Genomic DNA, 12998 nt, shown 5'->3' on the forward strand with positions numbered 1-12998 from the left:
GGACGCGAGGCCACGGGTCCCGGGGTGGGTGGTCCTGAGGGCCGGGCCCACCCCGCGGCCCGGGTCCCCGCGCGGGAGCCGTACCGTGGGGAGGGTGTACCGGTTCCTGCTGACCCCCCGGTGGTGGGGGATCAACCTGTTCGTCGTGCTCGCCATCCCCTTCTGCGTCTTCATGGGCTCCTGGCAGCTCGGCCGCTTCGAGGACCGGGTGCAGGGCCACAAGGACGCCTCGGCGCAGTCGACGGCGAACGAGAAGGCCGCGCCCCGGCCGCTCGACTCCCTGCTGCCCGTGGACCAGAAGACGTCCGGCAAGCGGGCCACCGCGACCGGGCACTACGGCAAGCAGTTCCTGGTCCCCGACCGTGAACTCGACGGCAGGACCGGCTTCTACGTGGTGACGCTGCTGCGCACGGAGGGGGGCGCCGGTCGGGCCCTGCCCGTCGTACGCGGCTGGGTGCCCGGTGCGGCGAGTGCCGCGAAGGCTCCCGCCGCGCCCCGGGGCGAGGTCACCGTCACCGGTGCGCTCCAGGCCTCCGAGAGCCCCGGCTCGGGCGGGGCGCCCGCCGCGGGGGGCCTGCCGGCCGGGCAGCTCGGCGCGATCAGCGCGGCGTCCCTGGTGAACCTCGTCCCGTACGACGTCTACGACGCGTGGGTCACGCTCGACAGGGCGGACTCGGGGATGACGGCGGTACCGGCGACGGCGCCGCAGGGCAGTGGCCTCGACCTGAAGGCGTTCCAGAACCTGGGCTACACCGGCGAGTGGTTCGTCTTCGCGGGCTTCGTGGTCTTCATGTGGTTCCGCCTGCTGCGCCGCGAGGCGGAGTTCGCGCGGGACGCTGCCCTGGGGCTCACGGAATCGGATGACGCTTCGGACGCGGCAGACTCCCCGGAGCCCGCGAGCCCCGAAGCGGCCCGAGGCTAATCCGGCACCTCCGGCACCTCCGCCGCGAGGGCGAGGGCGAGTGCGAGGCGCCCCGGCGAGGCCGGGTTTCGCCCCGCCGCTCTCCCTAGGACGCCGGCAGAATCCCCGTGCGGTACACCGTTCCCGAGCACGCGTTGGGGATGGTCGCGCTGGAGGAGGGCGTGCCCCCTTCCGCTGTGTGGGAGACCGCTACGCTGCCGTCGGCCGTGGGGCCTTCGGCCACCAGCTGCGTGGACAGGCCGCTCTGGTCCGGGTTCGAGCCCGTCGCGTCGCCCGTGGTGCCGCCGGACGGGGTCGGGCTGGGCGACGGGTCGCCACCGCCTCCCGTGGTCGGGCACTCCGCGGACGGGACCCATGCGAAGCGGACCTCGTACGACATGCCCGGTTCGAGGATCAGCTGGCTGGGCTCCGTCGACGGGTCGGGCAGCCCGGTCGCGGCGTCGCCCGCCGTGTGGTCGACGACGTTGACCTTGGCCGGGTCGGCCGCGCCCTGGGCCATGACGGAGACGGTGCCGGGGGCGTCCACGGAGCAGTTCGCCTGGGAGATGTTCGTGACGCGGAAGGAACCGTAGACCCTGCCACCCGCGTCGGCCGCGCCGACGTTCGCCGGGGCACCGCCGAGGTCGGCCGCCCCGCAGACCGGGGAACTCGCGGCCGCCGTGCTCGCGGGATCAGGGCCGCCGGTGGCACCACCGCCCGCACCCTTGCCCTTGTCACCGGGCTTGTCCTTCTTGCCGTCCTTGTCCTTGGACTTGGACTTGCCCGAAGGGCTCCCCGTGCCGCTCTCGCCGCCGTCGGGCCCCTTCCCGGAACCCGTACCGCCGCGCGTTGCCTCGCTGTTGCCGGCGATGGACGGCCGGTCGTTCGACCCGCTCTGGCCCGCCACATGGACGAGCGCGGGGATCGCCGTGCCGATGAACAGGGCCGCGGCCGCCATACCGACGACGGCCTGCCGCTTACGGGCCCGCCGGGCGGGCACTGCGCGGCGCAGATGTTCGAGCGTCCCGTTCGTCGGCTCGATCTCCTCCACGGCCTCGTGCAACAGGCGCCGCAGCGCCAGCTCGTCACTGCCGAGGGAGTCCAGCGGGTCGACGGAGTCCGCGCCGCCCGCGGAGTCCGGGCGGCCGAAGGGATCCTCGGGACCGCCGAAGAGGCCGTCGTCCTGGCCGGGGCCGTGATTCACAGTTCCATCCCCGGATCCCACATGACTGTTCTGCTCATCCCGATCATTGCGGTGCTTGTCGCTGCTCATGCGGGGGCCTCCATGGCGACGCGCAGCGCCGCTATGCCCCGGGATCCGTACGCCTTCACGGATCCGAGGGAGATGCCCAGAGCCTCCGCCACCTGCGCCTCGGTCATGTCCGCGAAGTAGCGCATGACGAGGACCTCGCGCTGGCGGCGCTGCAGCCCGCGCAGCGCCTTCTTCAGCGCGTCGCGCTCAAGGAGGTCGTACGCGCCCTCCTCCGCGCTCGCCATGTCGGGCATCGGCTTCGTCAGAAGCTTCAGGCCGAGGATGCGGCGGCGCAGGGCGGAGCGCGAGAGGTTCACGACCGTCTGCCGCAGATACGCGAGCGTCTTCTCGGGGTCGCGCACTCTCTTGCGCGCGGAGTGGACCCTGATGAACGCCTCCTGCACGACGTCCTCGCACGAGGCCGTGTCGTCCAGGAGCAGGGCCGCGAGACCGAGAAGCGACCGGTAGTGGGCGCGGTAGGTCTCGGTGAGATGGTCGACCGTGGTGCCTGCTGCCATCGTCTCCTCAGCGCCTTCGCGCTGAGTGGGTATGCGGGCAGGCCGCGCTGCTGGCATGGGGGCGATCACCGGCATGCCGCCGGACGAACCGGACATCCGGGGACGCCGGGGCGGGCGAAGGGCCGCGCCCCTCGCCTGAACCGCTGTGAAATCGAGTACCTCTGCCACGCCTGTTGGACACGCTTCCCCCCGTCAGGGTTGTACGCGACAGGCGTCCTGTTTGCGGCAGGCATCATCCATGACGCTGCGTCAAGTGCCCTCATGCGTACCCGCTCTTCCCCTATGCCCCAGTTTCCCCTGGCGCCCCTAGGCCCGGCGCCCCCGAAAGGCGATCGCAAAGACGCTCCCCGTCCCGTGCGCGGTTGCACGGAACGGGGAGGGATCTTCGACGAATCTTCGGACGCGCGGACCGTCGCGTTCAAGTGGTTAAGACCACCGATCGCCCACAGGTCCTTCACAGATCTTATAAAGCGCGCCGGATAAAAGAACACCAAGTCCGGCTTCCGGACGGTGAAGAGGCCGAACTCACGCGGCGGGCGGGAACTCCTGGGCCACCAGCTCGGCGATCTGCGCGGTGTTCAGGGCCGCGCCCTTGCGCAGATTGTCCCCGCACACGAAGAATTCGAGCCCGGCCGGGTCGTCGAGGGAGCGCCGGACACGGCCCACCCAGGTCGGGTCGGTGCCCACCACATCGGCGGGCGTGGGGAACTCACCGGCGGCCGGGTTGTCGAAGAGCACGACACCGGGCGCGGTCGCGAGGATCTCGCGTGCCTTGTCGACCGTGACCTCGCTCTGGAAGCGGGCGTGGACGGTCAGGGAGTGCGTGGTGACGACGGGGACGCGTACGCACGTCACCGCGACCTTGAGGTCCGGCAGGCCGAGGATCTTGCGGGACTCGTCCCGCACCTTCATCTCCTCGGAGGACCAGCCGTCCTCGCGCAGGGACCCGGCCCACGGCACGACGTTGAGCGCCACGGGCTCGAGGAAGGGGCCGGTGTTGTCGCCGACCGCACGGCGTACGTCGCCGGGGTGGGTCCCGAGCTCCGTACCGGCCACGAGCGACATCTGCTGGCGCAGGGTGTCGATGCCGGCGCGGCCGGCCCCGCTGACGGCCTGGTAGCTGGAGACGACCAGCTCACGCAGCCCGAACTCGGCGTGCAGCGCTCCGACGGCGACGATCATCGAGAGGGTCGTGCAGTTGGGGTTGGCGACGATGCCGCGCGGCCGCACGCGCGCGGCGTGCGGATTGACCTCGGGCACGACGAGCGGCACGTCCGGGTCCATGCGGAAGGCGGCCGAGTTGTCCACGACGACCGCCCCCTTGGAGGCGGCGACGGGCGCCCACTGCGCGGAGATCTCGTCGGGTACGTCGAACATCGCGACGTCGACCCCGTCGAAGACCTCTTCGCACAGGGCCATGACCTCGACCTCCTCCCCGCGCACGGCCAGCTTGCGGCCGGCCGAGCGTGAGGAGGCGATCAGGCGGATCTCGCCCCAGATGTCCGCGTGCTGCGAAAGGATCTGGAGCATGACCGCGCCGACGGCCCCGGTCGCTCCCACGACCGCGAGCGTCGGCCTGTCGGTCTGAGCCATCAGCGGCCGGTGCCTCCGTAGACCACGGCCTCGTCGGAGTCCGAGTCGAGGCCGAAGGCGGTGTGCACGGCGCGCACGGCCTCGGTCACATCGTCGGCGCGCGTGACGACCGAGATGCGGATCTCGGAGGTCGAGATGAGCTCGATGTTGACGCCCGCGTCGCTGAGCGCCTCGAAGAACCCGGCCGTGACACCCGGGTTCGTCTTCATACCGGCGCCCACGAGGGAGATCTTGGCGATCTGGTCGTCGTAGCGCAGGGACTCGAAGCCGACCGCGCTCTTCGTCTTCTCCAGGGCGTCGATGGCCTTGCGGCCCTCGGTCTTCGGGAGAGTGAACGAGATGTCCGTCAGGCCGGTCGAGGCCGCGGACACGTTCTGCACGATCATGTCGATGTTGACCTGGGAGTCCGCGATGGCCCGGAAGATGTTCGCGGCCTCCCCGGGCTTGTCCGGGACACCGACGACGGTGATCTTCGCCTCGGAGGTGTCGTGAGCGACACCGGAGATGATGGCCTGCTCCACCTTCTGGTCCCCTTGATCAAAGTGCGGTTCGTTGCTGACCCAGGTGCCCTGCAGTCCCGAGAAGGACGAGCGGACGTGGATCGGGATGTTGTAGCGGCGCGCGTACTCCACACAGCGGTGGAGGAGCACCTTGGACCCGGAGCTGGCGAGCTCCAGCATGTCCTCGAAGGAGATCCAGTCGATCTTCCGCGCCTTCTTCACGACGCGCGGGTCGGCGGTGAACACGCCGTCGACGTCCGTGTAGATCTCGCACACCTCGGCGTCGAGGGCCGCGGCGAGGGCGACGGCGGTCGTGTCGGACCCGCCACGGCCGAGCGTGGTGATGTCCTTCTTGTCCTGGCTGACGCCCTGGAACCCGGCGACGATGGCGATGTTGCCCTCGTCGAGCGCCGTCCTGATCCGTCCCGGGGTCACATCGATGATCCGGGCTTTGTTGTGGACCGAGTCGGTGATGACGCCGGCCTGACTGCCCGTGAACGACTGGGCCTCGTGGCCCAGGTTTTTGATCGCCATGGCCAGCAGGGCCATGGAGATCCGCTCTCCGGCGGTCAGCAGCATGTCGAATTCGCGCCCGGCAGGGATCGGGGATACCTGCCCGGCGAGATCGATCAACTCATCCGTCGTGTCGCCCATCGCGGACACCACGACAACCACCTGGTTGCCGTTCTTCTTGGCGTCGACGATTCGCTTGGCGACCCGCTTGATGCCTTCGGCATCGGCTACGGAGGAGCCTCCGTACTTCTGCACGACAAGGCCCACGTGCGCTCCTCGCTCAGTTTGTCTCGGTCGGCTCAGTCTAACGAGCGGCCGAAATCAGCCCCGGGAATACCACATCCTGAGATGTCCCGCTCAGAAGGTGATCACCGGGCACAGGGACCCGGTGGGGCTTCACGCTCCGGCCGCTCGGACAGGCGCATGCCCGCACCCCGGCTCGGCAACCGGAAAAGTGGGGTGGGTCACTTCACCGGCCGGGTCATCCCACCGGCGAGTACCCACGGGTACGGGTCATTTCACCGGCACGTATCCACAGGTCAGGGGTCATTTCACCGTACGGAGCCCCAGCGGGCCCGCGATCTCCTCCGCCATGACCTTGCCCGCCGCCTCGGCGAGGGCTTCCTCGGCGAGGTCCTCGTCGGTGTCGAGGCCGTCCAGGTCGTCCAGCGGCTGGTTCAGGCGGACGTGCGCGACCAGGGACTGCAGCGCGCGCAGGGCGCCGGAGGCCGTGGAGCCCCAGTTCGAGAAGTAGGAGAACTGCCACCACCACAGGGCCTCGGTGGTGCGGCCCGCGCGGTAGTGGGCCATGCCGTGGCGCAGATCGGCCATGACGTCGGCCAGGTCGTCCGAGATCCGGCAGGCGACCGGCGCCTTGCGGGGCTCGTACGGGTCGAAGACCTCGGAGTAGACGTCGATCGGCTCCAGGATCGTGGCGAGCTTCTGGCGCAGGTCGTCGACGTCCGGCTCGGGGCCGAGATCGGGCTCGTAGCGCTCGTCGGGGACGATGTCCTCGTGCGCGCCGAGCCGGCCGCCCGCGAAGAGCAGCTGGGAGAGCTCGAGGAGCAGGAAGGGGACGGCCGAGTCCGGCTCGTCGCCCTTCGCCACCTCGGCGACCGCGACGAGGAAGGACTCGATCTGGTCCGAGATCTGGACCGCGAAGTCGTCCGGATCGTCCTTGACGGCGTTCAGTGTGGCGTCAGACATCTAGGAGTCGTCTCCCCTCGAAGGCGCGGCCGAGCGTGACCTCGTCCGCGTATTCCAGGTCGCCCCCCACCGGGAGCCCGCTGGCCAGGCGGGTGACCTTGAGGCCCATCGGCTTGATCATGCGGGCGAGGTACGTCGCCGTGGCCTCGCCCTCCAGGTTCGGGTCCGTTGCCAGGATCAGCTCGGTGACCGTGCCGTCGGCGAGACGGGCGAGGAGTTCCCTTATCCGCAGGTCGTCCGGGCCGACGCCCTCGATGGGGCTGATCGCCCCGCCGAGCACGTGGTACTTGCCCCGGAACTCGCGGGTCCGCTCGACCGCGACGACGTCCTTGGGCTCCTCGACGACGCAGATGACCGTGAGGTCGCGGCGCGGGTCGCGGCAGATGTTGCACAGCTCCTCCTGCGCCACATTGCCGCAGGTCGCGCAGAAGCGGACCTTCGCCTTGACCTCCATCAGGGCCTGCGCGAGACGCCGTACGTCCGTCGGCTCCGCCTGCAGGATGTGGAAGGCGATCCGCTGCGCGCTCTTGGGACCGACGCCCGGCAGCCTGCCGAGCTCGTCGATGAGGTCCTGGACCACGCCTTCGTACACGGAGTGCCTTCCGACTTCTGCTTGATGGTGCTGTGCCGCTGAGCATGCCAGCCGCTGAGTAGTACGTACGTTAGTTGCGCTGAGGCTTCCTTAGAAGGGAAGCCCCGGGATGCCTCCGCCGCCCAGACCCTGGGCCAGCGGGCCGAGCTTCTGCTGCTGGAGCGTCTGCGCGTTCTCGTTCGCCGCCTGGACCGCCGCGACAACCAGGTCGGCGAGGGTTTCGGTGTCTTCCGGGTCGACGGCCTTCGGGTCGATGACGAGGCCGCGCAGCTCGCCGGAACCGGTCACCGTCGCCTTGACCAGACCGCCGCCGGCCTGGCCCTCGACCTCGGTCAGCGCCAGCTCTTCCTGGGCCTTGGCGAGGTCCTGCTGCATCTTCTGGGCCTGCTGGAGCAACTGCTGCATATTGGGCTGGCCACCACCGGGAATCACGATTCAGCTCCTGTTGCGTACTGTTTCGACCTGCGACCGGGCGCGGGGTCTCCGCCCTGGAACGAGCCTACGTGGTCGGGGTGTCGCCCGCCCCGGCACCTTTCGCTGCACTCTTTCGAGTGAGCCGGTCCCCCTGCCTATACCTGATCAAGACCCACTTCCGGGCGGAAATCCCGCGAAAACGGGTCCTTGGCCACCCATTGGGCGGTAGGAAGATGCTCTGCACATGAGCCCCATCCGTGACCAGGACCAGTCGTAGGGAGTGCCGGGTGAGCCAGCCGGAGATGCAGCCCGAGGGACCGCCGCAGGAGGAGCGGGGCGCGCGCGGCGAGAGCAGTGACGGCACGGGTGACGCGGTGCGGCCGGGCGACCTGACCGGGCGGGCGTTCCCCGTCGGTGACTGGGGCGAGCCCGCCGAGCGGCTCGACGAGCTCTACCGGTGGGTGGAGCGCGGGGCGCTCGACACGGCGTACTGGTACCTCGCCGACCGGGTGTGGAAGCGGCGCGGGGCGCGGGCGCTGCGCGGCGGTGCGGTCGTCGGTGCGGTGTCGGGGGCGGCGCTGCCGCTGCTCGATCTGACCGGGGCTCTGGGCGGGGTCGCGCCCTGGGGGTATCTGGCGCTGCTGCTCGCGGTGGCGTGCGTGGCCTGCGACCGGTACTTCGGGCTCACGTCGGGCTGGATAAGGGACGTGGCCACGGCCCAGGCGGTGCAGCGGCGGCTCCAGGCGCTCCAGTTCGACTGGGCGTCGGAGAGCGTGCGGGAGGTGCTCGGCCCGACGGAGGGCACGGCCAGCGAGGCCGCCGAGCGGTGCCTGTCGGTGCTGCGGCGCTTCACGGATGACGTGACGGAGCTGGTGCGGGCGGAGACGGCGGACTGGATGGTGGAGTTTCGCTCCGGTCCGGCGCCGCTGGTGATGCAGTCCTCCGTCACCCCGGGCACCCGCCCCGTGGAACCCCCGCCGGGCCGCTTCCCGCTTCCCCCGGGCGCCCGCCCGAACATGCCCCGCCAGCGCCCGCCCGAGCCGCGCTGACCGCCTCGCCCTGCGTCACGCCCGGGGCGGCGAGAGCGCGCGGACGAAGCACACCCGGTCCTCCCCGGGCCCGTCGTAGTCGCTGTGCACGGGTACGCCGTCGGTCTCGCGGTCGCCCGCGACCACCGTGAAGCCCATGGCCCGGTGGAAGGCGACGGACCCCTTGTTGCCCGGCGAGGTGATCGCGCGGACCTCCCGGCGCCCGGCGCCGGCGGCCTGCCGGAAGAAGGTCTCGTAGAGGCCCCGGGCCACGCCCCGCCCGCGCAGCTCCGGGTCGACCCCCACGAAGTGGATGTACGCCTCGGTCTCGTTGTCGGCGGAGTGGAAGCCGACGAGGAACGCCCTGATGCCCGACCCGTCCTCGACGACCAGGCTGGTGCCCGCGAAGAACTGCAGGAACACCTTCGGCAGCAGCCGGGACAGCTCGCGGGCCCGGGCGGGGCTCCGCGAGTCGCCCCACCAGTTCTGCACATGGCGGACGAGCGCGGGGTGGTCGCGGACGTGGGCGGGGCGCATCTCGGGCACGGGGCTCCAGGTCAGCTGAAGATGATCATGGAGCCTTGGGCCAGGCTCCGGGTCGCGGCCGCGTGCAGGCCGAGCCAGACGTGGCGTTCGCGGGCGAAGGGGCTGTCGTCCAGGGGGGCCGGGGCCGCCGGTTCCTCCAGGGACGTGGGGCCCTCCGGCGGGACCGGGGGCGCCGGAGGGTTGGCCGGGTCTATGCCGATCGACCGGGCCACGTACTCCAGCTCCCGAAGCAGCGCGTGGGAGGAGCCGAGGGGGCCGCCGCCGGCGAGGAGTTCGTCGTTGGACAGCGGGCTCGGGAAGTCCACGGGGACGTACGCGCCCGCGTGGTCGTAGTGCCAGACCAGGTGCGACTGCTGGGCCGTCGTCTCGAACATCTCCAGGAGCTGCTCGTAGTCGCCGCCCAGTTCGTCGACCGGTGTGACGGCGAGGCCGCACATCTGGAGGAGGTAGGCGCGGCGCAGGAAGTGCAGCGCGTCGTAGTCGAAGCCGGCGACGGGGGCCACGTCACCGGAGAGTCCGGGCATGTACGAGTAGACCGGCACCGGTGGCAGTCCTGCCTCGTGCAACGCCTTGTCGTAGAGCGCGAGTTCCTCGGCGAAGGGGTTGTCGGGGCTGTGGCACAGCACGTCGACGAGCGGGACCAGCCACAGGTCACAGGCCAAGGCGACTCCTCCGGTATGAAAGCCCGTAATGAACGGCGGAAAGGCAGCGTAATGCGCGGGGAGCCGGTTCAGCTCCCCCTCTGCACATTGCTCAGATCCCAGATCCATACGCCTCCGGTCCACGTTCCGGCCCTGCCGACCAGCTGGTCGACCGTCGCCCGCAGCACCCCGTCGTTCTGCTGCGGCGCGAGCACGAGGACGCCGGCGTGCCAGTACGCGAGGTCGCGGCGGGCCTGGGCGCGCCACGCGTCGGTGATCTCGGGGGCGCGGCCCGAGTAGCGGATGTCCCGCAGCAGGTTGGAGGTCCAGCGGGGCGAGGCGCCGTAGATGCCGACGTGGTCGGGTCCGTAGGGGCCGTTGAAGTAGCCGCCGGGAAGGCGGAAGCCGAGGCCCGCCTCGGTCTGCCAGTGCAGGGCCTCCGCGTTGCCCGGGTCGGGCAGCGGCACCGGCACGAGGCTCTCGCCGGGGCCGACGTACCGCTTCCAGGTGCCGTCGGCGACGAACGCCGGGACGTCGGCCCGGTCGACCGCCCTGAGCGGCGCCGGGACGATCGGCACGAGCGCCGCGGCGACCGCCGCGAGCCCGAGGAGCCGGTACGGCACCCGCACCGCGGCAAGCCGGTCGAGCGCGAGGGCGAGCAGCATCCCGAGCGCGGGCGCGCACACCATCGCGACCCGCGACTCGATGACCGACTCGAACAGGGGCCGGTGCGCGAGCAGCGCCCAGGGGCCCGGCAGCACGACGTCGGTCAGCGGGATGCGGAACTTCGGGCCGAGCGAGAGCAGCGCCGCCACGACCGCGGTGAACGCGAGCGCCTTCACGGCGGCGCTGCGCCACAGCCGTACGACGATCGCGAAGGCGAGCGCGACGAGCGGCCAGCCGTAGAAGGCGTTCTGCTCGGTCGGGTTGAGGGCGAGCGCGGCGGCGCGCTCGCGGGAGCCGGCGAGGGAGCGCTCGGCGAAGGAGAGGAGGGCGAGGGGGCTGTTGCCCGCGTTGTCGCCGTGCAGCACGCTCTTGTAGCTCTGCGGGCCGAGGAACTGCCAGTACAGGGGGAAGGCGACGAGCGGCAGGGCGACCGCGGCGGCGATCCCGAGCCCGCGCAGGAGCGGGCGCCAGGCCGCTTTCGCCACGTCCCTGCGCACGACGGCGTAGGCGAGCGCGAACAGCGCCATGCCCATGACGGCGAGCAGCAGCGGTTCCTCGCCGAGGAAGATCTGGTACGTCGCGAAGAGGCCGAGGACGACGCCGTCGCGCACCACGCGCTTGCCTTCGCACAGCCGCAGCGCCCGCTCGATGATCAGCGGGATCATGAAGAGGACGACGAAGTTCGGGTGCGCGTGCGCGTGGCTGACCATCGGGGGCGCGAACGCGGCGAGGAGCGCGCCGGTCGCGGCGGCCCACGGGGTCCGCACGAGCCGTTTGAGGATCAGCCGGTACCAGGCGAACGCGGTGGCGGCGAGGCCGCCCGTCATCGCCACGTTCAGGGCGACGGCGGGGCCGAAGAGCCAGGTCACGGGGGCGAGCGGGACGGACAGGCCCAGCATCGCGGTGTTGGCCATCAGGTTCACGCCGTCCGGGAAGCCCTGGAGCGTCGTGAACAAGGGGTTGTGGAGGTGGCGGACGCTGTCCGCCGTCACCGCGAAGAACCACTCCCACTGGTTCTGGTCCTGGAGGGAGTCGGGGAGGTAGCGGTGGGCGGGCGCCACCCAGCGGCCCGAGTACAGGGCGACGGACAGGACGAGGAAGAGCGCCGCCACGAGGAGGTGGGCCTTCGGCACCGCCCGCGCCCTGAGCGTCACCAGCTCGGCCAGGACCCGTACGTAGTCGAAGGGGCGGACCTTCGAGCCCGCCTGGTGCGACCACCGCACGGGCACCTCGGCGACCGGCCAGCCGGAGCGGCGGAAGTACATCAGGATCTCTACGTCGATGCCCCAGCCGTCCAGGCGTGCGGCGCCGAACGCGGCGCGGGCCCGGTCGCCGTCGAAGAGCTTGAAGCCGCACTGGGTGTCCCTGATGCCGGGGACACTCGTCGCGCGTATCAGGAAGTTGCCGGTGCGGCCGAGGAGTTCGCGCAGCCGGTGCTGGTGGCGGGCGATCGTCGCGCCGGGCCTTGCCCGGGAGCCGATCGCCGCCGCGTGCCCCTCGCCGAGCGCCTTGTCGAGGGCTTCCAGCTCCTCTATGGGCGCGGCGAGGTCGGCGTCGGTGACCAGGACGCGGCGGCCCCGGGAGGCGAGGACGCCCTGGCGCAGGGCGTGGCCCTTGCCACGGTTGCGGGGGCTCCGGACGAGCCGGATGCGGGGGATGCGGCCGGGGCCCTCCGGGGCGGCGGCTGCCGCGCGCTCCGCGATCTCGCGGGTGCGGTCGGTGGAGCCGTCGTCGACGACGACGATCTCCCAGTCACCCCACCGGTTCCCGCCGTCCCCGGCGTCCAGGTACGCGGTGACCGCGTCCAGGGTGGGGCCGAGCCGGCGCTCCTCGTTGTACGCGGGGACGACGACGGTGAGGTCCACGACGCCCGCGCGCGCGGCGACGGGACGGTCGGTCCGCTCCGTGCTCACCGCGCGGCCAGCCGCTCGACGAGGGCCAGGGAGTCCGCGTTGTACGCGGTGACGATGTCCTGCGCGGCGCGCGCGTCCCGGTCTGCGAGCGCGTCGACGAGGCCGCAGTGCCCGGCCCAGAGGTGGCCCCTGAGGTCGTCCACGCGGCGCAGGTGCGGGACCGCGCACATCCACGACTGGACGCGCAGCCGGTGGAAGAAGTCGGAGAGGTACGGGTTCCCGAACAGGGCGCTGAGCTCGCGCCAGAACCGCAGGTCGTAGCCGATCAGCACATTCAGGTCGCCGGCCGTGGCCGCGCGGGCGGCCTCCTCGCCGCGGCGGCGGACCCCGGCGAGGGCGGCGGGGGTCACGTGGTGCGCGTCGGCGTTCGCGGCCAGGCCGCGGAAGATGCCGTCGGTGACGAGGCTGCGGGCCTCGATCATGCCGCGGTAGTCGGCGAGGGAGTACTCGTGGACCGCGAAGCCGCGGTGCTGGGCGGAGTCCAGGAGGCCCTGCCCGGACAGGTCGACCAGGGCCTCGCGGACCGGAGTCGCGGAGACGCCGTACTGCTCGGCGATCTCCTTGACCGTGAACTCCTGGCCCGGTTCGAGCCGCCCCGCGAGGATCTCGTCGCGCAGGGCGTCGGCGATCTGCTGGCGCAGCGTGCTGCGCTGGACGGCAGCTCCGCCGTCGGTTCCGGGCACGTGGTGTCCCTCCCCCGTAGTGCGTCGTCAGC

General features: G+C 71.5%; 13 protein-coding genes. 2 read left to right on the plus strand and 11 right to left on the minus strand.

What is annotated here, in order from left to right; genetic code table 11:
- Positions 1–94 precede the first annotated feature (94 nt).
- Entirely contained in the window at positions 95–922 is an 828-nt protein-coding gene (locus CG723_RS28600) for an SURF1 family protein (protein ID WP_100596377.1), read from the plus strand.
- A gap of 85 nt (positions 923–1007) precedes the next feature.
- Here the strand turns inward: CG723_RS28600 and CG723_RS28605 are convergent, their stop codons facing one another.
- The 7 genes from CG723_RS28605 to CG723_RS28635 form a co-directional block, all read right to left on the minus strand.
- Positions 1008–2105, minus strand: a complete 1098-nt coding sequence (locus CG723_RS28605; protein WP_234374568.1) for a hypothetical protein — start codon at positions 2103–2105, stop codon at positions 1008–1010.
- A 65-nt stretch (positions 2106–2170) separates the two neighbouring features.
- Entirely contained in the window at positions 2171–2839 is a 669-nt protein-coding gene (locus CG723_RS28610; protein ID WP_100596378.1) for a SigE family RNA polymerase sigma factor, read from the minus strand.
- 357 nt (positions 2840–3196) lie between these two features.
- Entirely contained in the window at positions 3197–4264 is a 1068-nt protein-coding gene (locus tag CG723_RS28615; protein WP_100596379.1) for an aspartate-semialdehyde dehydrogenase, read from the minus strand.
- Positions 4264–5544, minus strand: a complete 1281-nt coding sequence (locus tag CG723_RS28620) for an aspartate kinase (protein WP_100596380.1) — start codon at positions 5542–5544, stop codon at positions 4264–4266. Before CG723_RS28620 ends, CG723_RS28615 begins: the two co-directional genes overlap by 1 nt.
- Before the next feature lie 279 nt (positions 5545–5823).
- Positions 5824–6483: a DUF5063 domain-containing protein gene (locus tag CG723_RS28625; RefSeq protein ID WP_100596381.1), complete on the minus strand. Its 660-nt coding sequence runs from the start codon at positions 6481–6483 to the stop codon at positions 5824–5826.
- On the minus strand, positions 6476–7075 hold the full coding sequence (gene recR, locus CG723_RS28630; protein WP_100596382.1) for a recombination mediator RecR: 600 nt from the start codon (positions 7073–7075) through the stop codon (positions 6476–6478). The genes CG723_RS28625 and recR overlap by 8 nt, the downstream gene beginning before the upstream one ends.
- Positions 7076–7165: 90 nt before the next feature.
- Entirely contained in the window at positions 7166–7507 is a 342-nt protein-coding gene (locus tag CG723_RS28635) for a YbaB/EbfC family nucleoid-associated protein (RefSeq protein ID WP_100596383.1), read from the minus strand.
- 269 nt (positions 7508–7776) lie between these two features.
- Here CG723_RS28635 and CG723_RS28640 point away from each other — a divergent pair, with 269 nt between their 5' ends.
- The gene (locus CG723_RS28640) at positions 7777–8538 is read left to right on the plus strand and encodes an SLATT domain-containing protein (protein ID WP_100596384.1); all 762 of its coding nucleotides are present in this window, start codon (positions 7777–7779) and stop codon (positions 8536–8538) included.
- Positions 8539–8553: 15 nt separating this feature from the next.
- Here CG723_RS28640 and CG723_RS28645 read toward each other — a convergent pair whose 3' ends face one another.
- From CG723_RS28645 to CG723_RS28660, 4 genes are all read right to left on the minus strand, one after another.
- Entirely contained in the window at positions 8554–9054 is a 501-nt protein-coding gene (locus CG723_RS28645; protein WP_234374583.1) for a GNAT family N-acetyltransferase, read from the minus strand.
- Positions 9055–9074: 20 nt separating this feature from the next.
- Positions 9075–9725: a hypothetical protein gene (locus CG723_RS28650; protein WP_100596386.1), complete on the minus strand. Its 651-nt coding sequence runs from the start codon at positions 9723–9725 to the stop codon at positions 9075–9077.
- A 68-nt stretch (positions 9726–9793) separates the two neighbouring features.
- Positions 9794–12283 (minus strand): dolichyl-phosphate beta-glucosyltransferase, encoded by a 2490-nt coding sequence (locus CG723_RS28655; RefSeq protein ID WP_100596387.1) that lies wholly within the window; start codon positions 12281–12283, stop codon positions 9794–9796.
- Complete coding sequence (locus CG723_RS28660) at positions 12280–12966, minus strand: GntR family transcriptional regulator (protein ID WP_100596388.1); 687 nt, start codon at positions 12964–12966, stop codon at positions 12280–12282. The genes CG723_RS28655 and CG723_RS28660 overlap by 4 nt, the downstream gene beginning before the upstream one ends.
- Between the last annotated feature and the right edge of the window lie 32 nt (positions 12967–12998).

Origin of the sequence: Streptomyces sp. CB01635 (assembly GCF_002803065.1) — a bacterium.
Lineage (GTDB): Bacteria > Actinomycetota > Actinomycetes > Streptomycetales > Streptomycetaceae > Streptomyces.